The organism is Pseudomonas sp. MIL19, assembly GCF_028680365.1.
GTDB classification, from domain to species: Bacteria; Pseudomonadota; Gammaproteobacteria; order Pseudomonadales; family Pseudomonadaceae; genus Aquipseudomonas; species Aquipseudomonas spirodelae.
In genome coordinates this window covers 19,372-43,504 of sequence record NZ_JAPPVG010000026.1, presented here as the reverse complement: position 1 = coordinate 43,504, position 24,133 = coordinate 19,372, and the positions used below count along the sequence as shown (strand labels likewise).

The window sequence follows — 24,133 nt, the reverse complement described above, 5'->3', positions numbered from 1 at the left end:
CGCACCACCCTTATGGAGGTCGGTCAGGTTTATGCCCAGTCAGCGCCAGCATCCTCGCACCCCAATGAAGTGTCGGATCAAGATATGCCACCCGAGTTTCGGTGAAGTCGTGGCACAGACCCGCGATCTTTCTGACGGCGGCGTTTACGTCAAACACCCTGACCTCGCGGCCCTGCCCTACGGCACGATTGTCACCGGCCAGGTGCAGGATTTGCCGATCGAGGCACCGGTGCTGCAGATGGAAGTTATGCGCGTAGACGCCGACGGCATCGGCCTGCGCTTTATCGAACGCTGACCAGCGGTCTGGTTACGCGAGGAAAACCATCCTCTCGGTCAAGAAAACGCTAGAATGCCGCGCGGCTACTTTGCCCTGCCGCGGCAATGGGTTCCCTAACCCCATCTCATTCAAAAAGGACATGACATGCCAACGGTTTCTCCGTCGATCTGGCGCCCGGCTCTGGCCGGCCTGATCGCCTTTCACATGCTGATCATCATTGCCAGTAACTACCTGGTGCAACTGCCCATGACCCTGTTCGGCTGGCAGACCACCTGGGGGGCGTTCAGCTTTCCGTTTATCTTCCTGGCCACTGACCTTACCGTACGCCTGCTTGGCAAAGGCCCGGCGCGGAAAGTCATCGCGCGGGTGATGCTGCCCGCCTTGCTCGCTTCGTATGCGGTATCGGTGCTGTTCCAGAGCGGCAGTTTTGCCGGGTTTACCGCGCTGCAGGAGTTCAACGTATTCGTTGCCCGCATCGCCCTGGCCAGCTTCCTTGCCTATGCCCTCGGCCAACTGCTGGATATTCAGGTGTTCGACCGTTTGCGCAACTTGCGGCAATGGTGGGTCGCGCCGGCGGCCTCGACGGTATTGGGCAATCTACTGGATACCGCGGTGTTCTTTGCCATCGCCTTTTGGCAAAGCAGCGACCCGTTTATGGCCGAGCACTGGGTCGAGATTGCCAGCGTGGATTATGTGATCAAGCTGGCGGTCAGCTTGCTGCTTTTCGTGCCGCTCTACGGCATGTTGCTCAACGCCATTACGCGGCTGATGGTAAGGCGCGTCGCCACGGCGAATTAAGCGCTGACTGCTGCCGTGCATTCGCGGTGGCAGCGCGCATTACCTGTGTTCGGCCGCACTTGCAGGCCAATAGCCAAGCCTGCGCTGGCCAGCAGCGGCCGTGGTTGGGTGCATGGGGTAAATGGCCAGGCTTGCCGTCAGCGCTAGTCGGCGGGGTGCTGTTTCGCCAGCTTGCGCAGAAACACCGTCATTTCCTTTTCCGCCTGCTTGTCACCCCGCGCGTGGGCAGCCGCCATGCCCTGCTCCCAGGCCTGGCGTGCCGCCAGCGGTTGCTCGGCGGCGAGTAGCGCTTTACCGAGCAGCTTCCAGGCTGCCGAATATTGCGGGTCGAATTGCACGCAGCATTGCAGGTGCTGCGCCGCCAGCGAGTTATCGCCCGCGTCGAGATAGCCCTTGCCCAGGCCGAAGCGCAGCAGGGCGTTATCCACACCCTTGGCCAGCATCTTTTCCAGCGCTTCTGTGCTCATGGCGCGCTTCCTAGAAGAAGGTCAGGCCGACCTGGAACAACCGCTCAGCATCGCGAATGTATTTTTTGTCGACCAGGAACAGGATCACATGGTCGCCGGAATTGATCACCGTGGCGTCATGGGCAATCAGCACTTCTTCATTACGAATGATTGCGCCGATGGTGGTGCCGGGCGGCAGGTCAATGTCCTTGATTGCGCGGCCGACCACCTTGCTCGATTTGGCGTCGCCATGCGCGATGGCCTCGATGGCTTCGGCAGCACCGCGGCGCAAGGAGTGCACGCTTTCGATATCGCCACGGCGCACGTGGGTCAGCAAGGTGCCGATGGTGGCCATTTGCGGGCTGATGGCGATGTCGATTTCGCCGCCCTGGACCAGGTCCACATAGGCGGGATTGTTGATGATGGTCATCACCTTGCGCGCGCCGAGGCGCTTGGCCAGCAAGGACGACATGATGTTGGCCTCGTCGTCGTTGGTCAGTGCCAGGAACAGGTCGGCGTCGCTGATGTTTTCTTCCACCAGCAGGTCGCGGTCCGAGGCGCTGCCCTGCAGCACGATGGTGCTGTCGAGGGTTTCCGAGAGGTAGCGGCAACGGGCCGGATTCATCTCGATAATCTTCACCTGGTAGCGGCTCTCGATGGCTTCGGCCAGACGCTCGCCGATATGCCCGCCGCCGGCGATGACGATCTTCTTGTAGCTGTCTTCCATGCGGCGCATTTCGCTCATCACCGCGCGGATATGCGCCTTGGCGGCGATAAAGAACACTTCGTCATCGGCTTCGATCACCGTGTCGCCCTTCGGCATGATCGCCCGGTTACGGCGGAAGATCGCCGCCACACGGGTGTCGACATTGGGCATGTGCTCGCGCAACTGCCGCAGTTGCTGACCGACCAGTGGCCCGCCGTAGTAAGCCTTGACCGCGACCAGCTGAGCCTTGCCGTCGGCAAAGTCGATAACCTGCAGTGCACCGGGGTATTCGATCAGACGCTTGATGTAATTGGTCACCACCTGCTCGGGGCTGATCAGCACGTCGACCGGGATCGACTCGTTGCAGAACAGGCCGCTGCGGGTCAGGTAGGCCGCTTCGCGCACCCGGGCGATCTTGGTCGGGGTGTGGAACAGGCTGTAGGCCACCTGGCAGGCGATCATGTTGATCTCGTCGCTGTTGGTCACCGCCACCAGCATGTCGGCATCGTCTGCACCGGCCTGGCGCAATACTGTGGGGAACGAGCCCCGGCCCTGCACGGTGCGGATATCCAGGCGGTCGCCGAGGTCACGCAGGCGCTCGCCGTCCGTGTCGACCACGGTGATGTCGTTGGCTTCGCTGGCCAGGTGTTCGGCCAAGGTGCCGCCGACCTGGCCTGCACCGAGAATGATGATCTTCATGCCGTGTGTTCCTCAGCTGCGCGCAGCGGCAGCGATTTTCATCAGCTTGGCATAGTAGAAGCCGTCGTGGCCGTCTACTTGCGGGAATAGCTGGCGCCCGTGGGCGGTCTTGTGACCGAACGCCCCGGCAATATCCAGCTCACGCGCACCGGGGGTCCGGGCGAGAAAAGCGGCAATGTTGTCGCTGTTTTCCGCCGGCATCACCGAGCAGGTTGCATAGAGCAGGATGCCGCCAACCTCAAGGGTTTGCCACAGGCTGTCCAGCAACTCACCTTGTAACTGCGCCAGGGCGGCTATGTCGTCGGGCTGACGGGTCAGTTTGATATCCGGGTGGCGGCGGATCACCCCGGTGGCCGAGCAGGGCGCGTCGAGCAGGATGCGCTGGAATGCTTTACCGTCCCACCAGGCGTCCAAGTCGCGACCGTCGGCGGCGATCAGCTCGGCGTCCAGGCCCAGGCGCTTGAGATTCTCACGCACCCGCACCAGGCGTTTTTCTTCCAGGTCCACTGCGACTACGCCGGCCAGTGCCGGTTCGGCTTCGAGCAGGTGACAGGTCTTGCCGCCGGGCGCAGCGCAGGCGTCCAGCACGCGTTGGCCGGGGGCCAGGTCGAGCAACTCGGCCGCCAGTTGCGCCGCTTCGTCCTGCACGCTGACGCGGCCTTCGGCAAAGCCCGGTAGCGTGGTGACATCACAGGCCTGGAGCAAGCGGATGCCGTCGCGGCTAAACGTACAAGGTTCGGCTTCGAAACCAACGCGGCGCAGTTCGGCCAGGTACTCATCGCGGCTACCAAGGCGGCGGTTGACCCGCAGAATCAGTGGCGGGTGGGCGTTGTTGGCCGCGCAGATGGCTTCCCACTGTTCTGGCCACTGAGCTTTCAGGGCTTTCTGCAGCCAGCGGGGATGCGCGGTGTGCAACACCGGGTCGCGGTCGAGGCTGGCAAGAATGCTTTCGCTGTCGCGCTGGGCATTGCGCAGTACGGCGTTGAGCAGGCCCTTGAGCGAAGGCTTCTTCAGCTTATCGACACAGGCCACTGTTTCACCGATGGCGGCATGGGCCGGAATACGCGTATAGAACAGCTGATAAAGGCCAATCAGCAGCAACGCCTCAACGTCACGGTCGACGGCCTTGAAGGGCTTTTGCAGCAGCTGCTCGGCGATTAATGCCAAGCGCGGTTGCCAGCGGGCGGTGCCAAAGGCCAGGTCCTGAGTCAGGCCACGGTCGCGCAGTTCAACTTTATCCAGTAACGGCGGCAGGCTGCTGCCCAGCGAGGCTTTGCCATTGAGCACCACGGCCAGGGCACGGGCGGCGGCGAGACGCGGGTTCATTGACCGAGTACCAAGCCGGCGGCGAACTGCTCGCGACGGCTGTTGTACAGGTCACTGAAATTCAGCGCTTTGCCGCCCGGCAGTTGCAGGCGCGTCAGGCGCAGCGCACCCGTGCCGCAGGCCACGGTCAGCCCGGACTTGTCGGCGGCGAGGATGGTCCCGGGGGCGCCACTGCCCTCGCCCATCTGCGCGGCATGCACTTTTAGGGCTTCGCCATTGAGGGTGCTGTGGCAGATCGGCCATGGGTGAAAAGCCCGTACCAGGCGTTCTAATTCAACGGCTGGGCGGCTCCAGTCAATCCGCGCTTCATCTTTGTTGAGCTTGTGTGCGTAGGTGGCCAGGCTGTCGTCCTGCACCTGACCTTGCAGCGTGCCAGCGGCCAAACCACCAATGGCCTCGATAACGGCCGGTGGGCCGAGCGCGGCCAAGCGATCATGCAAGCTACCGCCGCTGTCTTCGGCGCTGATGGCGGTGCTGACTTTCAGCAGCATTGGCCCGGTGTCCAGGCCCGCCTCCATCTGCATCACGGTTACACCCGACTCGGCATCGCCGGCTTCGACCGCGCGCTGAATTGGCGCGGCACCGCGCCAGCGCGGTAATAAGGAGGCATGACTATTAATACAACCCAGGCGCGGGATATCGAGCACCACTTGCGGCAGGATCAGGCCATAGGCGACCACCACCATCAGGTCGGGCTTGAGCGCCGCCAGTTCGGCTTGCGCCGCTGGGTCGCGCAGGGTCTGCGGCTGGTACACCGGGATGGCGTGTTGCAGGGCGAGCTGTTTGACCGGGCTGGGTGTGAGTTTCTGCCCGCGACCGGCCGGGCGGTCTGGCTGGCTGTACACCGCAACGATCTGGTGGGGTGTGTCGAGCAGGGCTTTGAGGTGTTCGGCGGCGAATTCCGGGGTGCCGGCAAAGACAATACGCAAAGACTCAGACATAGATTCTCACTGCTAAAAAGAAAAAGGCTTGCCGTAGCAAGCCTTTGTAAAGGTGTGGATCAAGCCTGCTGGCGATGTTGCTTTTCCAGCTTCTTCTTGATGCGGTCGCGTTTGAGATTAGACAGGTAATCGACAAACAGCTTGCCGTTGAGGTGATCACACTCATGCTGGATACACACGGCCAGCAGGCCTTCGGCGATAAGCTCGTAGGGCTGGCCATCACGGTCCAGCGCCTTGATCTTGACCTTTTGCGGGCGGTCGACGTTCTCGTAGAACCCCGGCACCGACAGGCAACCTTCCTGGTACTGATCCATTTCTTCGGTCAGTGGTTCGAACTCGGGGTTGATAAACACCCGCGGCTCGGACTTGTCTTCAGACAGGTCCATCACCACCAGGCGTTTATGCACGTTGACCTGGGTCGCCGCCAGGCCAATACCGGGCGCGTCGTACATGGTTTCAAACATGTCATCGATCAGCTGACGCAAGGCGTCGTCGACTACGTCCACCGGCTTGGCGATGGTGCGCAGGCGCGGATCGGGAAATTCGAGGATATTCAGGATCGCCATATGCGTTTGTGATGCACTTGTGGAATAAAGTCAAAATCCGCTGCTAAGATGATGAGCAGCATTGAAAAACGGCTTCACGCCGCAGCACGACTGGGTTTTGTCGCGGCGCTAGGGCGCTCCACGTGAAGGCACATAATAAAGGGATTCACCGCATGAGGAAATCACTACTCGCCCTGCTGCTGGTTGCGGCAAGCGGCTTGGTCCATGCCGCCGTGCAACTTAAGGACGGTCACCCAGACCGTTATACCGTGGTCAAGGGCGATACCCTCTGGGATATTTCCGGAAAATTCCTTAGCCAGCCATGGAAGTGGCCAGAAATCTGGCACGCCAACCCACAGGTGGAAAATCCTCATCTGATCTACCCGGGCGACCAACTCAGCCTGGTGTATGTTGATGGCCAACCGCGCCTGATGCTTAACCGTGGCGAGTCGCGCGGCACCATCAAGCTGTCGCCGCAGATCCGCAGCACGCCGATGGCTGAAGCCATTCCGGCCATTCCGCTGGAGGCGATTAACAGCTTCCTGTTAAGCAACCGCATTGTGGATAAGCCCGAGCAGTTTTTGGGTGCGCCCTATATCGTCGCCGGTAACGCCGAGCGCGTCGTCAGCGGTGCCGGTGACCGCGTGTATGCCCGTGGCAGCTTTGATCAAGCCGCGCCGGCCTACGGCATTTTCCGTCAAGGCAAAACCTACACAGACCCTGAGACCAAGGAGTTCCTTGGGATCAACGCCGACGACATCGGCTCCGGTCAAATTGTTGCCGAGGAAGGCGACGTCGGCACGATGGAACTCACCCGTTCGACCCAGGAAGTACGACTTGGCGACCGCCTGTTCGCCACCGAAGAGCGTGCGATCAACTCGACCTTTATGCCGAGTGAGCCGGAAGGTGAAATCAACGGGGTGATTCTCGATGTGCCGCGCGGTGTGACCCAGATTGGTCAGTTCGATGTGGTGACCATCAATAAAGGGGCACGTGACGGTCTGAAAGAAGGCAACGTGTTGGCGATCTACAAAACTGGCGAAACCGTGCGTGACCGCATAACCGGTGACTCGGTGAAGATCCCGGATGAGCGTTCAGGCTTGCTGATGGTGTTCCGCACCTACGAAAAGCTCAGCTATGGCCTGGTGCTGGGCGCTTCTCGCTCGCTTGAGCTGATGGACAAAGTGCGTAACCCGTAACACCGAAAGCCCCGCAGATGCGGGGCTTTTTATGGTGTGCCAGCTCTGGCCGCCTGACCTGACTCTGCCGCCCACGCGGCGCGACTGATCAAGGATGATCCCGATGTCGCAATCTGCCCTTATTTCCCCCGCCGTCTCTCCAGCTGAATTGGAAGCCCGTCTGCGCCTGCATTGCTTGCCGGAGCTGGGCCCCCGTCGTTTTCGAAAACTCCTCAGTGCTTTCGACAGTGCGTCTGCCGCGCTCAGCGCACCGGCTAGCGCCTGGCGTTCATTGGGTTTGCCGCAGGCCTGCAGTGAGGGGCGGCGCAGTGCAACCGTGCGTGAGCGCGCCGCACACAGTCTGGCCTGGCTGGAGGGCGAGACGCAGCACCTGTTGATGTGGGACGACCCCATTTATCCCGGGTTGCTGGGCGAACTGACGGATGCCCCGCCGCTGTTGTTTGTGCAGGGCGACCCGACGCTGCTGGAACAGCCGCAACTGGCCATGGTCGGCAGCCGACGTGCATCGCGACCTGGGTTGGATACCGCGCACAGCTTTGCCCGCAGCTTGGCCGGCGGCGGCTTTGTAATTACCAGTGGCCTGGCGCTGGGCATTGATGGTGCGGCCCATCAAGGTGCGCTGGATGCCAACGGCAAGACGGTGGCAGTGCTGGGTACCGGCTTGCAGTGTTTGTATCCGGCGCGGCACAAACAGTTGGCGGCGACGATAGTGGCCCAGGGCGGCGCGCTGGTTTCCGAGTTACCACTGGATTGCCCGCCGCATGCCAGCAATTTTCCGCGGCGTAACCGCATCATCAGTGGCCTCTCCGTCGGCGTACTGGTGGTGGAGGCCAGCCCGTCCAGCGGCTCGCTGATTACTGCACGCTTGGCTGCTGAGCAGGGCCGCGAGGTGTATGCGATTCCTGGCTCAATTCATCATCCCGGTGCGCGTGGCTGTCATCAGCTGATTCGCGAAGGCGCGACCCTGGTGGAAAGCATCGAGGATATTTTGCAGGCCTTGCGCGGCTGGCAGGCGCAGCCGCCAGTTAGCACTGAGGGTAAAACGCAGCCTTTTAGTCATCCATTGCTGACCTTGTTACGCGCCGCCCCCCATAGCAGCGAGGCGTTGGTGGTGGCCAGTGGTCTGCCGTTGGCCGCAGTTCTAGCCGCGCTGACGGAGCTGGAGTTGGAAGGCCAAGTGGTGTGTGAAAATGGCCACTGGGTAGCTCGCGCGCCTTAAACACTGCCGGCCAGCGCAGTTTTGCCTGGCTTGGCTCTAGCGCGAGGCCTTGTGTAGGCTCTTGGCTTGGATACACTGCCCGCAAGACCTTAGTGGAGAGCAGTCAATGGTCAGCAACTGGCAAATACAACAGGCCGCACTGGTTGTGCGTAATGGTGGGGTGATTGCCTATCCGACTGAAGCGGTATGGGGGCTGGGCTGCGATCCTTGGCATGCCGACGCCGTGGAGCGCTTGTTGGAACTGAAGGACCGGCCCATGCACAAGGGGCTGATTTTGGTTGCTGGTGACATCGAGCAGTTCGACTTCCTCCTCGAAGACCTGCCGGAAATCTGGCTGGCGCGCTTGGCCGGTAGCTGGCCGGGGCCCAACACCTGGCTGGTGCCGCATCAGAATCGCTTACCCGAGTGGATCAGCGGCCAGCACAACAGCGTGGCCCTGCGCGTCAGCGATCATCCACAGGTCCGTGCGCTTTGCCGTCTGACCGGGCCACTGGTTTCAACGTCGGCCAATCCCGCCGGTCGCCCGTCCGCGCGCTCGCGCCTGCGAGTCGAGCAGTATTTCCCCGGTCAGCTGGATGCTGTGCTTGGCGGGGCGTTGGGCGGGCGCAAGAACCCCAGCCTGATCCGTGACCTGATTACTGGGGATGTGATTAGGCCGTCCTGAAGACTGTCTGCGCCTCTAAATGGTGGGATACGCGACGCACGGGCACCTCACGGGATGCACGTTTTGTGGAGGCGTCACTAACCCACCCTACGGATTTTTACGGCAGCAGAATGGTCGAGCCAGTGGTCTGCCGCGCGCTCAGGGCGGTTTGCGCCAGCGCGGCATCTTTGAGCGCATAGCGGTTGTTGATGTCCACGTGCAGCGTGCCGCTTTCGATCATGGCAAACAGCTCGTCGGCCATGCTTTGCAGGTGCGCCGAGGTATCGGCATAGCCCGCCAGCGTCGGTCGGGTTACGAACAGTGAGCCCTTCTGCGCGAGGATGCCCAAATTGACGCCCGTCACCGCACCGGAGGCATTGCCGAAGCTGACCAGCAAGCCGCGCTGGGCCACGCAGTCCAGCGAGGCTTCCCAGGTGTCCTTGCCAACGCCGTCGTAAACCACCGGGCACTTCCGGCCGTCGGTCAGCTCGAGTACACGCTGGGCGACATTTTCATGGCTGTAATCGATGGTTGCCCAGGCGCCCTGCGCCTTGGCTCGCGCGGCTTTCTCGGCCGAGCTAACGGTGCCGATCAATTTGACGTCCAGCGCCTTGGCCCATTGGCAAGCGAGGGAACCGACCCCGCCGGCGGCGGCATGGAACAGGATGGTTTCGCCACCCTGCAGGGCAAACGTCTGACGCAGCAGGTACTGCACGGTCAGGCCCTTGAGCATCACCGCTGCCGCTTGCTCGAAGCTGATCGCATCCGGCAACTTCACCAGCTTCTCGGCCGGCAACACATGCAGCTCGCTGTACGCGCCCAGCGGCCCGGTGGCGTAGGCCACGCGGTCGCCGACCTGAAAACCGCTCACAGCAGCACCCACGGCCTCGACAATCCCTGCACCCTCAGTGCCCAGGCTGCTTGGCAGGCTGGGTGGTTCGTACAAGCCGCTGCGGAAATAGGTGTCGATAAAATTCAGGCCAATTGCCTGGTTGTGCACACGGACTTCATTAGGGCCTGGTGCGGCAGGGGTGTAGTCGCGGTATTCGAGAACTTCCGGGCCGCCGTGGTGGCTGAACTGGATACGCTTGGCCATGCCGGTCTCCTGACGCTAGATAAGGGTGTGCTATCCAATCCTCTCCATTGACCGGCGTCAACTGCGAGGTGGCGAATGCAAATGTTATGCTTGCGGCCGATTTCGCCGCTCAGCCCTCTGGCCGCTGAGCTGCCCTACCTGCTTTAAGGTGCCGCCGTGAGTGACCGTACTGAGGCCGTCAAAGCCTACCTGCTGGATCTGCAAGACCGTATCTGTAACACCCTGCAAGCCGAGGATGGCGGTGCTGAGTTCTTCGAGGATGCCTGGCAGCGTCCGGCGGGTGGCGGTGGCCGCACGCGGGTCATGGAGAATGGCGCGCTGATCGAAAAGGGCGGGGTGAACTTCTCCCATGTGTTCGGCGACAGCCTGCCGCCTTCGGCCAGCGCTCATCGCCCAGAGCTGGCCGGTCGGGGGTTTGAAGCCCTCGGCGTGTCGCTGGTGATTCATCCGGAAAACCCCTACGTGCCAACGTCCCACGCCAACGTGCGCTTCTTCAGCGCCGAGAAAGAGGGCGAAGAGCCTGTCTGGTGGTTCGGTGGCGGTTTCGACCTGACCCCTTATTACGGTAATGAGGAGGACTGCGCGCACTGGCACCAGGTGGCTCATGATGCCTGCGCGCCGTTCGGTGCTGAGGTGTATCCGAAGTTCAAAGCATGGTGTGACCGCTACTTCCACCTCAAGCACCGGGGCGAGCCGCGCGGCATTGGTGGCTTGTTCTTCGATGACCTGAACGAGTGGGACTTCGACACCAGCTTCGCCTTTATGCGCGCCATCGGCGATGCCTATATTGCGGCCTACCTACCCATCGTGCAGCGCCGCAAGCTGACCCCTTATGGCGAGCGCGAGCGCGAATTCCAGGCCTTCCGCCGCGGCCGCTACGTCGAATTCAACCTGGTGTTTGACCGCGGCACGCTGTTCGGTTTGCAGTCTGGCGGGCGCACCGAATCGATCCTGATGTCGCTGCCGCCGCATGTGCGTTGGGGCTACGACTGGAAGCCCGAGCCCGGCAGTGAAGAAGCACGCCTGACCGAGTACTTCCTCACCGACCGCGATTGGCTCGGGCTGCAGGGCTGAGACGCATGCACATCGAGCGTCTTGATCACTTGGTGCTGACCGTAGCCGATATTGAGGTCACCTGCGCTTTTTACGCGCGAGTGCTGGGCATGCACTGCGTCACGTTCGGCGCTGGGCGTAAGGCGCTCGCCTTCGGTCAGCAAAAGATCAACCTGCACCGCTATGGCGCCGAGTTTGAACCCAAGGCTCTGCGTCCGACGCCGGGCTCAGCTGATTTGTGCTTCATTCTTAGCACTCCGCTGAGCCAGGTGATCGAACATTTGCACACCTGCGCCGTGGCCATCGAGGAAGGTCCGGTGCTTCGTACTGGGGCGACCGGACCGCTGCTCTCGGTGTACATTCGCGACCCTGATCGTAACCTGATCGAACTCGCCAACCTGCAAGAGGAAGCCTGATGGACCGCTACGGCGTTTTTGGTAACCCCATTGGCCATAGCAAATCGCCGCTGATCCATCGCCTGTTTGCCGAGCAGAGCGGTGAGCAGTTGAGCTATGAGGCCTTACTGGCGCCGCTGGAGGATTTCCCCGGCTATGCCCGCGCCTTCTTCGAGCATGGTCTGGGTGCCAATGTCACCGTACCGTTCAAGGAACAGGCGTTTGCCCTGGCCGATCAGCTCAGCGCGCGCGCGCGCCGCGCCGGTGCGGTGAATACCCTGAAGAAGCTGGATGACGGCAGCCTTCTCGGTGATAACACCGACGGCGCGGGCCTGGTACGTGATCTGACGGTGAATGCCGGGGTGCCGCTCAAGGGTAAACGCATCCTCCTGCTCGGCGCGGGCGGTGCGGTGCGCGGGGTGCTGGAGCCGTTGCTGGCCGAGCAACCGGCGGCGCTGGTGATCGCCAACCGCACGGTGACAAAGGCTGAGCAATTGGCCCGTGAATTCGCCGACCTGGGCCCGGTGGTTGCCAGCGGTTATGACTGGATCGATGCACCGGTCGATCTGATTATCAACGGCACCTCGGCCAGCCTGGCCGGTGATGTACCGCCGATTGCGCCGAGCCTAATCCAGCCGGGGCATACCCTGTGTTACGACATGATGTACGGCAAGGAGCTGACGGCCTTTAACCGTTGGGCCACTGAGCAGGGTGCGGCGCGCACCCTGGATGGGTTGGGCATGTTGGTCGAGCAGGCGGCTGAGGCCTTTACTCTGTGGCGTGATATACGCCCGGCCAGCGCCCCGGTATTGGCTGAGTTACGCCGCTTGTTGGCCGAGGGTTAAGCGCGTATGCGCCTGAGCGCGGAGCAGTTGGCGCAGATCAGCGCGCTGACGGTGCGGCACTATCAGGACTGCGCCGAAGACTTTCGTGAGGGCACCCGCGAGCACGATGTCAGCCAGAACATCGCCGCCCTGCTCGCGCCCATTGAAGCGACTGCGCCCTATCAGATTCTCGATTTCGGCTGCGGCCCCGGACGCGATTTGCGCACTTTCAGCGCTATGGGCCACACCGCCGTTGGCCTGGATGGCTGCCCACGGTTTGTCGAAATGGCCCGCGCCGACAGCGGCTGCGAAGCCTGGCAGCAGGACTTTCTCGCCCTCGATCTGCCGCCCGAGCGCTTTGACGGCGTGTTCGCCAATGCCGTGCTGTTCCATATTCCCAGCCAGGAATTGCCACGGGTGCTGGCGCAGTTGCATGCCACGCTCAAACCGGGCGGCGTATTGTTCAGCTCCAACCCCCGTGGTGATAATCAGGAAGGCTGGCAGGGTGACCGCTACGCCGCCTATTACGACCTGAACACCTGGCGCGCGTTGTTAACCGCCGCTGGTTTTAGTGAGTTGCAGCATTACTACCGCCCAGCCGGCTTGCCGCGCGAACAGCAGCCCTGGCTAGCCAGTGTTTGGCGCCGAACCGACTAAGCCATGGGCAATACTTGGCTGTTCGCCGCACGGCATTGAAGCCTGACGTTGCCGCCTGGTTTCAACAAAACGGTTGCGTCGACATCTCACACCTCCCGGTATTTCCCTCCGTCTGCTTATGTGTGGGCGTGCAGCGAGCACGAATAAATTTCGCCTATCGCTATGTTCTCTTGTATATAACGCGAGTTGTTGCGGCATTACTGCGATCACGTCACCCCCAGGAGTCGGCATGAGGTTTGGTATTTTCCACACGCTGTGTCCGCTGTTCGCGGCGCTGGCATTCACCGGTAACGTCCTGGCTGAGCAGGTACAGGTGGCGGTTGCGGCCAACTTCACTGCGCCGCTGCAGGCCATTGCCCGCGAGTTTGAGAGCGATACCGGGCACACTGTGCTCGCCGCTTTTGGGGCCACCGGCCAGCTGTATGCGCAGATCCGCAATGGCGCCCCGTTCGAGGTGTTTTTAAGTGCCGATGAACGCACGGCGACCAAGTTGGAGCGTGAAGGCCTGGGGGTCAGCGGCTCGCGGTTTACCTACGCGGTCGGCCGTTTGGTGCTGTGGTCGGCGCAAGCGGGGTATGTGGATGGCAGCGATGCGGTGCTCAAGGCCAGCCCGTTCAGGCACTTGGCAATGGCTAACCCGCAGGCTGCACCTTATGGCCTGGCGGCCAGCCAGGTGCTGGAAAAGTTGGGGCTGAGCGCAACGCTGAAAGACAAACTGGTTGAGGGGCAGAGCATTACCCAAACGCATCAGTTCGTTGCCACCGGCAATGCCGAGCTGGGCTTTGTTGCATTGTCACAGGTGTACAAGGAGGGTCAGCTCAGTAGCGGTTCGGCCTGGCAAGTGCCGGCGGAGCTGCATACACCCATCAAGCAGGATGCGTTGATCCTTAAAAAAGGTGAACACAACCCTGCTGCGCTGGCCTTTAGCGAGTACCTGAAAGGCGAAAAAGCGGTCGCGATTATCCAGTCTTACGGCTACCAGCGTTAAAGGGATGTGCTGATGCCTCTGACTGAAGCTGATTTTGCTGCGGTACTGTTGACGCTTGAGCTGGCCGCGCTGACCACGGTCTTGCTGCTGCTGATCGGTACGCCGATTGCCTGGTGGTTGGCGCGCACCGGCTCGCGCTGGAAGCAGCCGATTGGCGCCATCGTCGCCCTGCCGCTGGTGCTGCCGCCCACGGTGATTGGCTTCTACCTGCTGGTGAGCATGGGCCCGCACGGCGTTATCGGTCAGCTGACGCAGAGCCTCGGGTTGGGCACCCTGACGTTTACCTTTACCGGGCTGCTGATTGGCTCGGTGTTCTATTCCCTGCCCTTTGTCGTACAGCCGCTGCAGAACGCCTTTGAGGCAATTGGTCGGGCGCCGCTGGAGGCCGCCGCCACGCTGCGTGCTGGGCCGTGGGATGCTTTTTTTACGGTGGTGCTGCCGTTGGCCAAACCGGGTTTTGTGACCGCCTCCATTCTCGGCTTCGCTCATACCGTTGGTGAGTTCGGTGTGGTGCTGATGATTGGCGGCAATATCCCCGGCAAGACCCAGGTGGCGTCTGTGCAGATCTACAACCACGTAGAAACCATGAATTACGCCCAGGCCCATTGGCTGGCCGGTGGGATGGTGCTGTTTTCCTTTATCGTGCTGCTGGCCCTGTATTCCGGGCGAAGCAGCCAGCGGGTGTGGCAATGATCTGGCCGTTGCAGCGGCGCAATGTGCCGACGCCGACGCTTGGCGGCGCGGGCGAAATCCAGGCGCGCTTCAAGGTTGAGCATGCTGGCTTCACTCTGGATGTCGACCTCAACCTGCCCGGTCGTGGGGTCAGCGCTTTGTTCGGCCACTCGGGCTCAGGCAAGACCAGTTGCCTGCGCTGTTTTGCCGGGCTGGATCGGCCCAGCGAGGGCTATCTGCAGGTCAATGGCGAGGTGTGGCAAGACAGTGCCCAAGGCCTCTTCGTGCCAGCCCACAAACGCGCCGTGGGTTACGTGTTTCAGGGCGCCAATCTGTTTGCCCATTTGTCGGTACGGCGCAACCTGGAGTACGGGCTTAAACGTATTCCGGCAGCGCAGCGGCGCATTGCTCTGGAGCAGGCAGTGGAGTTACTGGGTATTGGCCATTTGCTGCAGCGTTTGCCGGGCAAGCTATCCGGTGGCGAGCAGCAGCGCGTCGGCATCGCCCGTGCCCTACTGACCAGCCCACGGATGCTGTTACTGGATGAGCCACTGGCTGCCCTCGACCTCAAGCGCAAACAAGAAGTGCTGCCCTATCTGGAGCGCCTGCACAGTGAGCTGCAGATGCCCATTATCTACGTCAGTCATTCGCCTGATGAAGTCGCGCGCCTAGCCGATCATCTGGTGTTGCTGGAAGACGGCAAGGTCAGCGCCAGCGGCCCCTTGAAGGAAACCTTGCTGCGCGCCGACCTGCCGTTTGTTTTTGAGGAGGATGCCGAGGCCGTTGTGGATGCACAGGTCACGGCCCATGACCCCGCTTACGGGTTGCTCGCGGTGCAGTTGCCCGGCAGCGACATTAGCCTGCAGTTGCCCCATGGGCCGCTGCCAACGGGCCAATCGGTGCGGGTAAAGATCAAGGCGCGGGATGTCAGCCTGAGCCTGCAGCAGGCGCAGCAAAGCAGTGTGCTCAACCTGCTACCGGCGCGGGTGGTGGACTGGATCAACGTCGCCGAACAGGCGCATGTGCTGGTGCGTGTGCAGGTAGGGCGCGAGCAACTGATGGCGCGGATCACCCGTTACTCCTTCGACCGCCTGAACATCCAGCGCGAGCAATCACTGTGGGCGCAGGTCAAGTCGGTGTCACTGCTGGGCGCCAGTTGACGGGCAGTCATATTACAGCGCGCTGCGCATCTGGCGGATTGGCGCATCTTTCCGACGAAATCACTCTTTAGGCTGCTTTTCTGCGCTATTCAGTGCAGTACCCTGTGGCGCGCGTTTGTATTAGCTGACTCGACTCAGCGCTGCTCACAACAATAATAAGGAGCACCCCTCGTATGCGTTTTACATCGCTGTCTCGCACGCTATTGCTCGCGGTTATTGGCTTGCTGGCCGCTCTCTCGCCACTGACCGCTGCCCATGCCGTGACTCCGCAAGAACAGGTACAGGTGCAGGCTAGCCGGGTCACCAGCAGCCTGATGCTGTTACGCGGTGAAGGTTTCCAAAAGAAACATCAGGATGCCCTTGAGACCGACCTGCAAGCCCTGGCGGCGGCAGTGCAAAGCCTGCCGCAAAGCAGCAATGCCCTGCGCGGCGCGCATCAGGAACTGGTGGTGCAGATTCGTCGTGGCGTGGCCTTTGGGCCGAACGAAGATGACATGCCCTGGCGCTACCCCGAGGACCTCAGCAAAGCCCTGCTCGGCGTGCTGGAGCACAGCCGCACACTTGCCAGCCCGGGCGACAGTGAATTGTCCGCCAAGCTCGAATACCTCGCGGTGCAGTACCTGAGCCGCGCCTACTTTGGCAATTTCGAAACCGCCCGTGAGCAGCCCGATACCTACCTCGGCCAGGATGAGCGCAAGATCGTGCCCTCAGTGGATGCGCAACTGGCCACTCTAGACGGCAAGGCCGATCCGCAGGTTGGCAAGCTGAAAACCCGCTGGGATTACCTCAAGGCCGCCCTGGTTGACCTCAATAGCCAGAGCAGCGCCCTGCAGAGCGCCTCGGGCCGGCCGTTTGCGCCGATCACCGTGTATCGCCATACGCGTTCACTGACTGACCAGTGGATGGCGCTCTCCAAAGGCTGAACCGTACCGCACGTGCTCAGGAGCTGGCGTGCTTGTCACGGATGCAGGTTGGCCCTGCGCGCTCGACGATGGCCTGCTCAACGTCTTTGCGCAGGCCCAGCAGGAAGGCGGCTTCGGCGGCGACGAACAGTGGGCCGATCACCAGGCCCATCACATCATCGACAAACGCCGGTTTGCGCCCTTCGTAGTAGTGGCCGACAAACTGGATGACCCAGCCAATCACGAACAGGCCAATACCGCTGCTGAGCCAGACTGGCGTCGATTGCAGCGCCACGCCGGCGCCCACCCACAGGCTGAGTGCCAGCAGCAACGCCATCAACAGGCCGAAACGCCGATCTAGGCGCACGTAGAACACACCCGCCGCCAGGGCTACCAACAGCGCGGGGGAAAGCCATAGGCCGAGCAGTTCGAAGCCGGGACGTGAAAGCAGCACGGCCACGGCCAGCACAATCAGGGGAATACCGATAAAGTGGCTGAGAATGTTGCGTTGATCGCGGTGATACGCCGCGTATTGCGCCAGATGGTCGACTAGGGTTTTCATTATTATTTTCCTCACGCAGGACAGGTGCTTAGCATGAACTCGCCTACTCGCACGGCTCTGTCAGCTAGCCGACAAACTGCGAGCCACCGCTCTGTGAGCGCCCGATGAGCGCGGCGGCCTACGCTTATCAGGCGCGTCTGCGTCAGGGCCACTGGTTCAGCGCCTTGCCCATGGAGTTGCAAGAAGCCCTGCTGACGGCCGCCCAGGTGCAGCCGTTAGCCGCGGGTCAGGTGCTGTTTCGTCGTGGCGACAAGCCCTGCGGCCTGTATGCGGTGGTTGCTGGCGGTATGCGCATTGGTGCGGTCAGTGCGACCGGTAAAGAGGCGCTGCTGACCCTGGTCGAAGCGCCTTACTGGTTTGGCGAAATCTCCTTGTTCGATGGCCAGCCGCGCACCCACGACGCCTTTGCCGAAAGTGCCTCAACCCTGCTGTGGGTACCGCAGGCACGCTTGCTCACGTTGCTTGAGCAACAGCCGCAGTACTGGCGCGACTTCGCCCTGCTAATGAGCCAGAAACTGCGCCTGGCATTTATCGCCCTGGAAGAAATGAGCCTGCTGCCCGCCGCCCCCCGTTTGGCCCGGCGCTTACTGCTGATGGCCGAGAATTACGGCGAAGGTGAGCCGCGCCGTGTTCTGCATTTGCCCCAAGAGCAGCTGGCGTTGATGCTGGCGATCTCCCGGCAAACCACCAATCAGATTCTCAAGGAGCTGGAAGGCCAGGGCATTGTGCGCCTGACCTATGGCGAGATCGAAATCCTCGACTGGCCGCGCCTGCGCCAAGCAGCGCAGTGAGGCAAACTGCCGCGACACGCTGCACCGACTGAACCTCTGGTGCACACTGGCGCTCTATTGCCGACCTGTATTGCCACTCGAGCTCAATGACCTGATGCCAACCACCAGCGCTGTTGCCCACCTTGACGTGCCCCCGGTGCTGGCTGGCCCGCTGCTGCGGCGCATGGAGCCAAAGCGCCTGGTGCTGTGGCTGGTCGGTAGTCAGCCACTGACGCTGAGCCTGCAGTTGGCGCATGGCGACGCTGCAGAGCCGCAGCGCTACCCATTGCAAGGCGACAGCTGCCAGGTCATCCAGATCGGCGAGCAGGCATTTATTCACCTGATCGACCTCAAGCTGGATACGCCGCTGCCCTGCGACGTGCAGATCGACTACGACCTGCTGATCGAACAGGCCGGCCAGGCCGACATGGGCATGGCGGAGTGGGCCCCGCACCTGCTGTATGCCGGCGCGCGCCAGGCGAATTTTGTCCTGCGTGCGCAACTTGATCACCTTCTGCATGGCTCCTGCCGCAAGCCGCATCACCCGGCGGCCGATGGCCTGCTCTGCGCCGACCGTTTGCTGGCTGAAGCGCACACCCCCGAACAACGTCCGGCCTTGCTGCTGATGAGCGGTGATCAGATCTATGCCGATGATGTCAGCGGACCGATGCTGCGGGCGATTCATCAGGTGATCGCGCGCCTCGGCCTGTTCGGTGAGCACCTGGAGGGCGCGGTGGTCGATGACAGCGAGGCGCTGTATCAGCACCCGGCCAGCTACTACCAGCGCGGCGAGTTGCTGCCGGCGCTGAAGAGCAACGAAACCCTGCGTGAGCGCTTCTTCGGTGGGGTGGAAAAGCCGGTGTTTACCACCAGCAGCGCCGACAACCACCTGGTCACCTGCGCCGAAGTATTGGCCATGTACCTGCTGGTCTGGTCGCCGCTGCCCTGGACGCTGCTCAAGGCCGAAATGCCTGAATTGAGCGTGGAGAAAGTCGCGCGTTATCAGGCTGAGCGTGAGCATATCGAGGCGTTTCGCGCTGGCCTCGGCGGGGTTGCGCGTGCCCTCGCCCACTTGCCGACCTTGATGATTTTCGATGATCACGACATCACCGATGACTGGAACCTCTCCGCGCAGTGGGAACAGACCGCCTATGGTCATCCGTTTTCCAAACGGATTATCGGCAATGCCTTGATCGCCTACCTGCTGTGCCAGGGCTGGGGTAACAACCCGGATGTGTTCGCCAAACCGCTGCAGATGATCCGCGCGATGACCGAGGGTCGTGATGCCGCCAATCATATGGACAGTCAGCCGCAGGATGGGTTGATCGACACCCTGCTGAGATTTCACCAGTGGCAGTTTGTGCTGCCCAGTACCCCGGCGCTGGTGGTGTTGGATACGCGCACCCGGCGCTGGCGCAGCGAGCGCAACCTCAAGCGGCCGTCTGGCCTGCTGGACTGGGAAGCGCTGTGCGAGTTTCAACAAGAACTGCTCGATCATCCCTCGGCGATTATCGTGTCCCCGGCACCGATGTTTGGCGTCAAGCTGATCGAGGCTATCCAGAAGCTCTTCAGCTGGGCCGGTCATCCGCTGATGGTCGATGCGGAAAACTGGATGGCCCACCGCGGCGCCGCGCAGGTGATGCTGAACATTTTTCGCCACTCGCGCACGCCGGGTAACTACGTAATTCTCTCCGGCGACGTGCACTATTCGTTCGTTTACGAGGTGCTAATCCGCCAGCGCAAACGCGGCCCGCAGCTCTGGCAGATCACCAGCAGCGGGGTGAAAAACGAATTTCCACGGCGCTTGCTCGACTGGTTTGATCGCCTCAATCGCTGGTTATATGCGCCTTGGTCGCCGCTCAACTGGCTGACCAAGCGTCGGCGTATGCAGGTCACACCGCGCATTCCCTCACGCAGCAAGGCCGGCGAGCGCCTTTGGAATGGCACGGGGCTGGGGCAGGTGTTCTTCAACGACAACGGCCAGCCACGCGCGATCTACCAGCTAAATGCCGACGGCTCGCCAGCGGTGGAGTTTGTCGATGAGCGTGATGAGGCCCAGGATCCCTGCGCTGATCCAACGCTCGCAGCTAAGGCCGCTCCTACAGACTCACACCTGTCGTAGGAGCGGCTTTGGCCGCGATTTAGTACAAGCGCATGCCTTAGCGGAATTTTTCCAGCATCTGGTAGTACCACATGCCGGCGGCCAGCATCGGGTTGCCGAACACATCGCCCAGCGGCACCTTGATATGTGAGCAGGCGGCGAAGGTGTCGTAGTGGCCCAGCGTGCCGGTCAGGGCGTTGGCCATGATTTCACCCATGATATGGGTGGTGGCGATGCCATGGCCGGAGTAGCCCTGGCAGTACCAGACGTTGTTCGAGAGCTTGCCCAGCTGCGGGATACGGTTGATCACGATGCCCATGGCGCAGCTCCACTGAAAGTCGATGGCGACGCCCTTGAGCTGCGGGAAGGTCTGCTCGATGCCGGGGCGCAGCTCGGCGGCGATGTCGCGTGAATCGCGCCCGGAATAGTTGCAGCCACCGCCAAACAGCAGGCGGCCGTCGGCGGTCATGCGGTAGTAGTCGAGGACAAAGCGGCAGTCATACACGGCCAGGTCTTGCGGGTTGATTTGCTTCGCCAGCTCACCCAGCGGTGCGGTGGTGACGATGCCGCCCATGGCCGGGAAGATCATGCCCTTGAGCTTCTTCGGCTCCAGCTTGTGGTACACGTCGCCGGCCAGCAGCACCTGCTTGGCATTGATCCGGCCTTGGGCGGTGACCACCGCCGGGTTGTTGCCATGCACAATCTCCAGTACTTCGGAGTGCTCGAAAATCAGCGCGCCCAGGCTTGCCGCCGCCTTGGCTTCGCCGATGCACAGATTCAGCGGGTGCAGGTGCATATTGCGGGTGTTCTTCAGCGCGCCGCTGTAAAGGTCGCTGGCCAGGTGGCTGCGCACGCCGTCGCGGTCGAGCAGGGTCACGTCAGCGCCCATGCCGCGGCGCTGCGCTTCGGCGTAGGTGGCCTGCAGTTCTTGCATATGCACGGGCTTCATCGCCGCATGCAGGTGGCCGTGCTTGAGGTCGCAGTTGATCCCGTACTTTTCCACGCGGTTCTTGATGATGTCGTGGCCGCGCCAGCGCAGGTGCCAGATAAAGTCTTCAACCTCTTCGCCGAGGGTGTTGCGCATCTGCTTGGTCATTGCCGCATCGCCCGACAGGCTGCCGGTGACCTGGCCGCCGTTGCGCCCGGTGGCGCCCCAGCCAATCTTGTTGGACTCGACAATCGCCACTTTCAGGCCGCGTTCGGCCAATTCAACGGCAGACGCTACACCGGTAAAACCGCCGCCGATGATCACCACATCGACACTGACCTCGCCTTGCAGGGTCGGGTAGTCGGTTTCTTCATTGAGGGTGGCGCTGTAATAGGACGGGCAGCGTTCGGCGGCGGGCAGCACGGGTTTGATTGCGGCGTTCATAAGACGATTCCTGGGTACAACATGCGGGTGCTGGAGCAAGCAGGGCTCCGCGTTGGCAACCAGCGGCGCTGGCTACAAGGCAATCAGAGGAATAGCTGTGCAGCATCCGGTGGGCGCGCATGGCGGCAATGCCAGAGCGCCCAGAAGGCCAGGGGTTTTGGCAGCGTGGCATTGCTCTGCCGGGCGGCGCAATGGCACCGTTTAGACAGCTGCGTGGCGCATGCAGAGGGGGCGGAAAACGCGGTGGAAGAACACATGGCCAGCAGGGTCACACAGGGCCAAGCATCGGTTAAATCTGATTTTTCACATGCTTGGTTGCTGTATCGCTAAACATTGGCCGGGCTTGTTTGGCTGATTCAGGCGCCGCGCAGATTGGCCAGTACCCGTTCGGCATTCTCGCTGCAGGGCATGCCTTCGGGTTTATTTTCGATGGTGGCGATGATCGTCAGCAGTTGTGCTTTGTTCTCGAGCAACCGCTGTTGCATGGCCTCGATTTCGACGACCTTGCGCTGCAGGCTGGCGAGCAATTCAGCGTGCCCCAAGCCCTGTGACTCGGTTTGCGGCAGCAGGCGGCGAATCTCTTCCAGGCTGAACCCGGCCTGCTGTGCGCAGCTGATAATCCCCAGGGTGTGCAACGCCTGCTCGGGGTAGCGGCGATAACCGTTGGCCTGGCGCTGCGCGCTGAGCAGCCCGCTGGCTTCGTAGAAGCGAATGCGTGAGGGCGCCAAGCCACTGCGGGTGGCCAGTTCACCAATTTTCATGAGCGTCACTCCGGGCTATTGACCTTAAAGTTGACTTTAACCTTAGGCTCGCTCCACCTGCTACCTCGGAGTACGCCATGACCGCCTTCCAACCCTTACATCTGCCCAACGGCAGCATCCTGGCCAATCGCATCGCCAAAGCGGCGATGGAAGAGAACCTGGCCGACCTGAATCAGGGCCCGTCTGCCGAGTTGTTGCAGTTGTATCGCGCCTGGGCCGAAGGCGGTGCGGGTTTGTTGTTGACCGGCAATGTGATGGTCGACCGTCGCGCCATGACCGGCCCTGGCGGCGTGGTGCTGGAAGACGCCTCGCAGTTGGACAAGTTCCGCGACTGGGCGCGCATTGGCCGCGCCAAGGGGGCGCAGATCTGGATGCAGATCAATCATCCGGGCCGGCAGATGCAGGCTAACCTCGGCCAGCCGACTGTTGCACCTTCGGCCGTGGCGTTGCAGTTGGGCGGTTTATCGAAGATGTTTGCCGTGCCCAAAGCCCTGGATGAGGCGGAGATTGCCGAATTGATTCAGCGTTTTGCGCGCACTGCGCAACTGGCCGAACAGGCCGGCTTCAACGGCGTGCAGATCCACGCGGCGCACGGTTACCTGCTTAGCCAGTTCCTCTCGCCGCTGAGCAACAAACGCACGGACCGCTGGGGTGGCCCGCTGGAGAACCGCGCACGCCTGCTGCTTGAGGTGGTCACGGCGGTGCGCGCGGCGGTGGCGCCGGGTTTCTGCGTGGCGGTCAAGCTCAACTCGGCGGACTTCCAGCGCGGCGGCTTTGCCGCAGCCGATGCCAAGCGTGTGGTGCAGTTGCTTAATGAACAGGCGGTTGATCTGGTCGAGCTGTCCGGTGGCAGCTACGAAGCGCCGGCCATGCAGGGCGATGCCCGCGACGGGCGGACCTTGGCGCGCGAGGCGTATTTCCTCGAATTTGCCGGGGAGATCGCGGCGGTGGCCAGGATGCCGGTGATGGTCACTGGCGGTATTCGCCGCCTGCCGGTGGTCGAGCAGGTGCTGGCCAGCGGTGTGGCCATGGCCGGTATCGGTACGGCGTTGGCCATCGAGCCGGCCTTGCCTAAGCAGTGGCAGGCTGGCCAGCGTGAAGCCCTGGCCGAGTTGCCGCCGATCCGCTGGAAGAACAAGGCGTTTGCCTCGTTGGCGTACATGGCCACGGTGAAGTTTCAGCTGCGCCAGCTTAGCCGCGGTAAGCGCACCCATGCGCAGGTTTCACCGCTGCGCGCCTTATTGCTGGAGCAACTCAAAGCGGCGTGGCGCACCCGTGTGTATAAGCGGTCGATGGCCAGCGAGGGTTAATCGGGCAGGTGCCCGGTTTTTACCCAGATCAGGCAGCCCTGTTCACTGAATGGGGTGTGCTGCGACAGGTGCGGGCTGCGTAGCCAGCTGCCGGCCGGGTAGTCGCCGAATTCATCCTGAAAGGTACCCTCGAGCACCAGAATCTCTTCGCCGCCCCAATGCCGGTGCGCATTGAAATAGGTGCCCGGCGCCCAACGCACCAGCGCCACATGCTCGGTGCCATGCTGATGCAGCGGCAACACCTGCAGACCCGGAACCAAGCCTTGTCGCCACTCGGCGCGGTTGCTGTCGATGACGACGTGCTGATCATCTGCTGGATCAAACTGCATGAGTTTGACGAAGATCGTGCAGCCATCGCGGCTGAACGGCGCATGTTGGCTACCGATCGGATTACGCACATAGGTGCCGGCCGGGTAATCTCCGCGCTCGTCGGAGAACACCCCTTCCAGCACCAGAAACTCCTCACCGCCGGGGTGCTGGTGCGAGCTGAAGTGAGAGCCTGCGGCATAGCGCACGATGGAGGTTGCTCGTGCCAGTTCCTCGCCAATGCGGTCGAGCATGCGCCGCTCGACACCGGGCATGGGCGATGCGACCCAGGGGCTGTCGTCTGGACGCACAAGCGCCCGCTGGCTGAAATCGGCGTTAAGTTGCATGGTTGAAATGACCTCTGGCCGGCGTTCAGCTTTATATATGCGGTACGCCAGCCTGTTT

The 24,133-nt window shown here is 62.0% G+C and carries 26 protein-coding genes; 16 read left to right on the top strand and 10 right to left on the bottom strand.

Features of this window, described 5'->3' with window-relative positions; genetic code table 11:
• Positions 1-31: 31 nt before the first annotated feature.
• Both N1078_RS15235 and N1078_RS15230 read left to right on the top strand, forming a co-directional pair.
• A complete protein-coding gene (locus N1078_RS15235) occupies positions 32-295 on the top strand; it encodes a PilZ domain-containing protein (protein ID WP_274089010.1) in 264 nt (87 codons plus the stop codon).
• Between the two features lie 126 nt (positions 296-421).
• Positions 422-1,075 (top strand): 7-cyano-7-deazaguanine/7-aminomethyl-7-deazaguanine transporter, encoded by a 654-nt coding sequence (locus N1078_RS15230; protein ID WP_274089009.1) that lies wholly within the window; start codon positions 422-424, stop codon positions 1,073-1,075.
• Between the two features lie 143 nt (positions 1,076-1,218).
• Here the strand turns inward: N1078_RS15230 and N1078_RS15225 are convergent, their stop codons facing one another.
• Genes N1078_RS15225 through def form a run of 5 tightly spaced genes read right to left on the bottom strand, consistent with a single transcriptional unit; the run spans position 1,219 to position 5,759 of the window.
• Positions 1,219-1,542 (bottom strand): hypothetical protein, encoded by a 324-nt coding sequence (locus N1078_RS15225; RefSeq protein WP_274089008.1) that lies wholly within the window; start codon positions 1,540-1,542, stop codon positions 1,219-1,221.
• Between the two features lie 10 nt (positions 1,543-1,552).
• Positions 1,553-2,926: a Trk system potassium transporter TrkA gene (gene trkA, locus N1078_RS15220; protein WP_274089007.1), complete on the bottom strand. Its 1,374-nt coding sequence runs from the start codon at positions 2,924-2,926 to the stop codon at positions 1,553-1,555.
• Between the two features lie 12 nt (positions 2,927-2,938).
• Positions 2,939-4,252: a 16S rRNA (cytosine(967)-C(5))-methyltransferase RsmB gene (rsmB, locus tag N1078_RS15215; RefSeq protein WP_274089006.1), complete on the bottom strand. Its 1,314-nt coding sequence runs from the start codon at positions 4,250-4,252 to the stop codon at positions 2,939-2,941.
• A complete protein-coding gene (gene fmt / locus N1078_RS15210) occupies positions 4,249-5,193 on the bottom strand; it encodes a methionyl-tRNA formyltransferase (protein WP_274089005.1) in 945 nt (314 codons plus the stop codon). The genes rsmB and fmt overlap by 4 nt, the downstream gene beginning before the upstream one ends.
• A 59-nt stretch (positions 5,194-5,252) precedes the next feature.
• A complete protein-coding gene (def, locus tag N1078_RS15205; protein ID WP_090254233.1) occupies positions 5,253-5,759 on the bottom strand; it encodes a peptide deformylase in 507 nt (168 codons plus the stop codon).
• 152 nt (positions 5,760-5,911) lie between these two features.
• Here def and N1078_RS15200 point away from each other — a divergent pair, with 152 nt between their 5' ends.
• The 3 genes from N1078_RS15200 (at position 5,912) to N1078_RS15190 (ending at position 8,820) form a co-directional block, all read left to right on the top strand.
• Positions 5,912-6,937 carry a LysM peptidoglycan-binding domain-containing protein gene (locus N1078_RS15200; protein WP_274089004.1) on the top strand — a complete coding sequence of 342 codons (1,026 nt, stop codon included), beginning with the start codon at positions 5,912-5,914 and terminating at the stop codon, positions 6,935-6,937.
• A gap of 103 nt (positions 6,938-7,040) precedes the next feature.
• Positions 7,041-8,156: a DNA-processing protein DprA gene (gene dprA / locus N1078_RS15195; RefSeq protein ID WP_274089003.1), complete on the top strand. Its 1,116-nt coding sequence runs from the start codon at positions 7,041-7,043 to the stop codon at positions 8,154-8,156.
• A 106-nt stretch (positions 8,157-8,262) separates the two neighbouring features.
• Positions 8,263-8,820, top strand: coding sequence for an L-threonylcarbamoyladenylate synthase (locus N1078_RS15190; protein ID WP_274089002.1), 558 nt, complete (start codon positions 8,263-8,265; stop codon positions 8,818-8,820).
• A 97-nt stretch (positions 8,821-8,917) separates the two neighbouring features.
• On the opposite strand, the gene N1078_RS15185 is transcribed toward N1078_RS15190, so the two are convergent.
• Positions 8,918-9,895 (bottom strand): NADPH:quinone reductase, encoded by a 978-nt coding sequence (locus N1078_RS15185; protein ID WP_274089001.1) that lies wholly within the window; start codon positions 9,893-9,895, stop codon positions 8,918-8,920.
• Between the two features lie 156 nt (positions 9,896-10,051).
• Here N1078_RS15185 and hemF point away from each other — a divergent pair, with 156 nt between their 5' ends.
• From hemF to N1078_RS15145, 8 genes are all read left to right on the top strand, one after another.
• Complete coding sequence (hemF, locus tag N1078_RS15180) at positions 10,052-10,969, top strand: oxygen-dependent coproporphyrinogen oxidase (RefSeq protein WP_274089000.1); 918 nt, start codon at positions 10,052-10,054, stop codon at positions 10,967-10,969.
• Positions 10,970-10,974: 5 nt separating this feature from the next.
• Positions 10,975-11,364: a VOC family protein gene (locus N1078_RS15175; RefSeq protein WP_274088999.1), complete on the top strand. Its 390-nt coding sequence runs from the start codon at positions 10,975-10,977 to the stop codon at positions 11,362-11,364.
• Positions 11,364-12,188 carry a shikimate dehydrogenase gene (aroE, locus tag N1078_RS15170; RefSeq protein WP_274088998.1) on the top strand — a complete coding sequence of 275 codons (825 nt, stop codon included), beginning with the start codon at positions 11,364-11,366 and terminating at the stop codon, positions 12,186-12,188. Before N1078_RS15175 ends, aroE begins: the two co-directional genes overlap by 1 nt.
• A 6-nt stretch (positions 12,189-12,194) precedes the next feature.
• Positions 12,195-12,824, top strand: a complete 630-nt coding sequence (locus N1078_RS15165) for a class I SAM-dependent methyltransferase (RefSeq protein WP_274088997.1) — start codon at positions 12,195-12,197, stop codon at positions 12,822-12,824.
• Positions 12,825-13,053: 229 nt separating this feature from the next.
• Positions 13,054-13,812 (top strand): molybdate ABC transporter substrate-binding protein, encoded by a 759-nt coding sequence (gene modA / locus N1078_RS15160; RefSeq protein WP_274088996.1) that lies wholly within the window; start codon positions 13,054-13,056, stop codon positions 13,810-13,812.
• 12 nt (positions 13,813-13,824) lie between these two features.
• Positions 13,825-14,505 (top strand): molybdate ABC transporter permease subunit, encoded by a 681-nt coding sequence (modB, locus tag N1078_RS15155; RefSeq protein ID WP_443218116.1) that lies wholly within the window; start codon positions 13,825-13,827, stop codon positions 14,503-14,505.
• A complete protein-coding gene (gene modC / locus N1078_RS15150) occupies positions 14,502-15,644 on the top strand; it encodes a molybdenum ABC transporter ATP-binding protein (protein ID WP_274088994.1) in 1,143 nt (380 codons plus the stop codon). Before modB ends, modC begins: the two co-directional genes overlap by 4 nt.
• A 173-nt stretch (positions 15,645-15,817) precedes the next feature.
• Entirely contained in the window at positions 15,818-16,567 is a 750-nt protein-coding gene (locus tag N1078_RS15145) for a hypothetical protein (protein WP_274088993.1), read from the top strand.
• 16 nt (positions 16,568-16,583) lie between these two features.
• On the opposite strand, the gene N1078_RS15140 is transcribed toward N1078_RS15145, so the two are convergent.
• On the bottom strand, positions 16,584-17,108 hold the full coding sequence (locus tag N1078_RS15140; RefSeq protein ID WP_274088992.1) for an Mpo1 family 2-hydroxy fatty acid dioxygenase: 525 nt from the start codon (positions 17,106-17,108) through the stop codon (positions 16,584-16,586).
• Positions 17,109-17,212: 104 nt separating this feature from the next.
• Between N1078_RS15140 and N1078_RS15135 the strand changes: the two genes are divergently transcribed.
• Positions 17,213-17,899, top strand: a complete 687-nt coding sequence (locus N1078_RS15135; protein ID WP_274088991.1) for a Crp/Fnr family transcriptional regulator — start codon at positions 17,213-17,215, stop codon at positions 17,897-17,899.
• Positions 17,900-17,993: 94 nt separating this feature from the next.
• Complete coding sequence (locus N1078_RS15130; protein ID WP_274089018.1) at positions 17,994-20,000, top strand: alkaline phosphatase D family protein; 2,007 nt, start codon at positions 17,994-17,996, stop codon at positions 19,998-20,000.
• A 37-nt stretch (positions 20,001-20,037) separates the two neighbouring features.
• Here the strand turns inward: N1078_RS15130 and N1078_RS15125 are convergent, their stop codons facing one another.
• Both N1078_RS15125 and N1078_RS15120 read right to left on the bottom strand, forming a co-directional pair.
• Positions 20,038-21,351: an NAD(P)/FAD-dependent oxidoreductase gene (locus N1078_RS15125; RefSeq protein ID WP_274088990.1), complete on the bottom strand. Its 1,314-nt coding sequence runs from the start codon at positions 21,349-21,351 to the stop codon at positions 20,038-20,040.
• 356 nt (positions 21,352-21,707) lie between these two features.
• Positions 21,708-22,112 (bottom strand): MerR family transcriptional regulator, encoded by a 405-nt coding sequence (locus tag N1078_RS15120; protein WP_274088989.1) that lies wholly within the window; start codon positions 22,110-22,112, stop codon positions 21,708-21,710.
• A gap of 77 nt (positions 22,113-22,189) precedes the next feature.
• Between N1078_RS15120 and N1078_RS15115 the strand changes: the two genes are divergently transcribed.
• Entirely contained in the window at positions 22,190-23,422 is a 1,233-nt protein-coding gene (locus N1078_RS15115) for an NADH:flavin oxidoreductase/NADH oxidase family protein (protein ID WP_274088988.1), read from the top strand.
• Here N1078_RS15115 and N1078_RS15110 read toward each other — a convergent pair.
• A complete protein-coding gene (locus N1078_RS15110; protein ID WP_274088987.1) occupies positions 23,419-24,075 on the bottom strand; it encodes a cupin domain-containing protein in 657 nt (218 codons plus the stop codon). The two genes, N1078_RS15115 and N1078_RS15110, sit on opposite strands and share 4 nt — an antisense overlap.
• Positions 24,076-24,133 lie beyond the last annotated feature (58 nt).

What these genes read in the sequence shown, in the direction of transcription:
- def (WP_090254233.1), bottom strand. Translation starts at nt 5,759, where the DNA reads ATGGCGATCCTGAATATCCTCGAATTTCCCGATCCGCGCCTGCGCACC.
- N1078_RS15120 (WP_274088989.1), bottom strand. Translation starts at nt 22,112, where the DNA reads ATGAAAATTGGTGAACTGGCCACCCGCAGTGGCTTGGCGCCCTCACGC.
- N1078_RS15130 (WP_274089018.1), top strand. Translation starts at nt 17,994, where the DNA reads ATGCCAACCACCAGCGCTGTTGCCCACCTTGACGTGCCCCCGGTGCTG.
- dprA (WP_274089003.1), top strand. Translation starts at nt 7,041, where the DNA reads ATGTCGCAATCTGCCCTTATTTCCCCCGCCGTCTCTCCAGCTGAATTG.
- aroE (WP_274088998.1), top strand. Translation starts at nt 11,364, where the DNA reads ATGGACCGCTACGGCGTTTTTGGTAACCCCATTGGCCATAGCAAATCG.
- N1078_RS15200 (WP_274089004.1), top strand. Translation starts at nt 5,912, where the DNA reads ATGAGGAAATCACTACTCGCCCTGCTGCTGGTTGCGGCAAGCGGCTTG.
- N1078_RS15190 (WP_274089002.1), top strand. Translation starts at nt 8,263, where the DNA reads ATGGTCAGCAACTGGCAAATACAACAGGCCGCACTGGTTGTGCGTAAT.
- N1078_RS15125 (WP_274088990.1), bottom strand. Translation starts at nt 21,351, where the DNA reads ATGAACGCCGCAATCAAACCCGTGCTGCCCGCCGCCGAACGCTGCCCG.
- N1078_RS15135 (WP_274088991.1), top strand. Translation starts at nt 17,213, where the DNA reads ATGAGCGCGGCGGCCTACGCTTATCAGGCGCGTCTGCGTCAGGGCCAC.
- N1078_RS15165 (WP_274088997.1), top strand. Translation starts at nt 12,195, where the DNA reads ATGCGCCTGAGCGCGGAGCAGTTGGCGCAGATCAGCGCGCTGACGGTG.
- N1078_RS15110 (WP_274088987.1), bottom strand. Translation starts at nt 24,075, where the DNA reads ATGCAACTTAACGCCGATTTCAGCCAGCGGGCGCTTGTGCGTCCAGAC.
- modC (WP_274088994.1), top strand. Translation starts at nt 14,502, where the DNA reads ATGATCTGGCCGTTGCAGCGGCGCAATGTGCCGACGCCGACGCTTGGC.
- modB (WP_443218116.1), top strand. Translation starts at nt 13,825, where the DNA reads ATGCCTCTGACTGAAGCTGATTTTGCTGCGGTACTGTTGACGCTTGAG.
- trkA (WP_274089007.1), bottom strand. Translation starts at nt 2,926, where the DNA reads ATGAAGATCATCATTCTCGGTGCAGGCCAGGTCGGCGGCACCTTGGCC.
- N1078_RS15235 (WP_274089010.1), top strand. Translation starts at nt 32, where the DNA reads ATGCCCAGTCAGCGCCAGCATCCTCGCACCCCAATGAAGTGTCGGATC.
- N1078_RS15230 (WP_274089009.1), top strand. Translation starts at nt 422, where the DNA reads ATGCCAACGGTTTCTCCGTCGATCTGGCGCCCGGCTCTGGCCGGCCTG.
- N1078_RS15185 (WP_274089001.1), bottom strand. Translation starts at nt 9,895, where the DNA reads ATGGCCAAGCGTATCCAGTTCAGCCACCACGGCGGCCCGGAAGTTCTC.
- N1078_RS15115 (WP_274088988.1), top strand. Translation starts at nt 22,190, where the DNA reads ATGACCGCCTTCCAACCCTTACATCTGCCCAACGGCAGCATCCTGGCC.
- N1078_RS15145 (WP_274088993.1), top strand. Translation starts at nt 15,818, where the DNA reads ATGCGTTTTACATCGCTGTCTCGCACGCTATTGCTCGCGGTTATTGGC.
- rsmB (WP_274089006.1), bottom strand. Translation starts at nt 4,252, where the DNA reads ATGAACCCGCGTCTCGCCGCCGCCCGTGCCCTGGCCGTGGTGCTCAAT.
- N1078_RS15175 (WP_274088999.1), top strand. Translation starts at nt 10,975, where the DNA reads ATGCACATCGAGCGTCTTGATCACTTGGTGCTGACCGTAGCCGATATT.
- modA (WP_274088996.1), top strand. Translation starts at nt 13,054, where the DNA reads ATGAGGTTTGGTATTTTCCACACGCTGTGTCCGCTGTTCGCGGCGCTG.
- fmt (WP_274089005.1), bottom strand. Translation starts at nt 5,193, where the DNA reads ATGTCTGAGTCTTTGCGTATTGTCTTTGCCGGCACCCCGGAATTCGCC.
- N1078_RS15140 (WP_274088992.1), bottom strand. Translation starts at nt 17,108, where the DNA reads ATGAAAACCCTAGTCGACCATCTGGCGCAATACGCGGCGTATCACCGC.
- N1078_RS15225 (WP_274089008.1), bottom strand. Translation starts at nt 1,542, where the DNA reads ATGAGCACAGAAGCGCTGGAAAAGATGCTGGCCAAGGGTGTGGATAAC.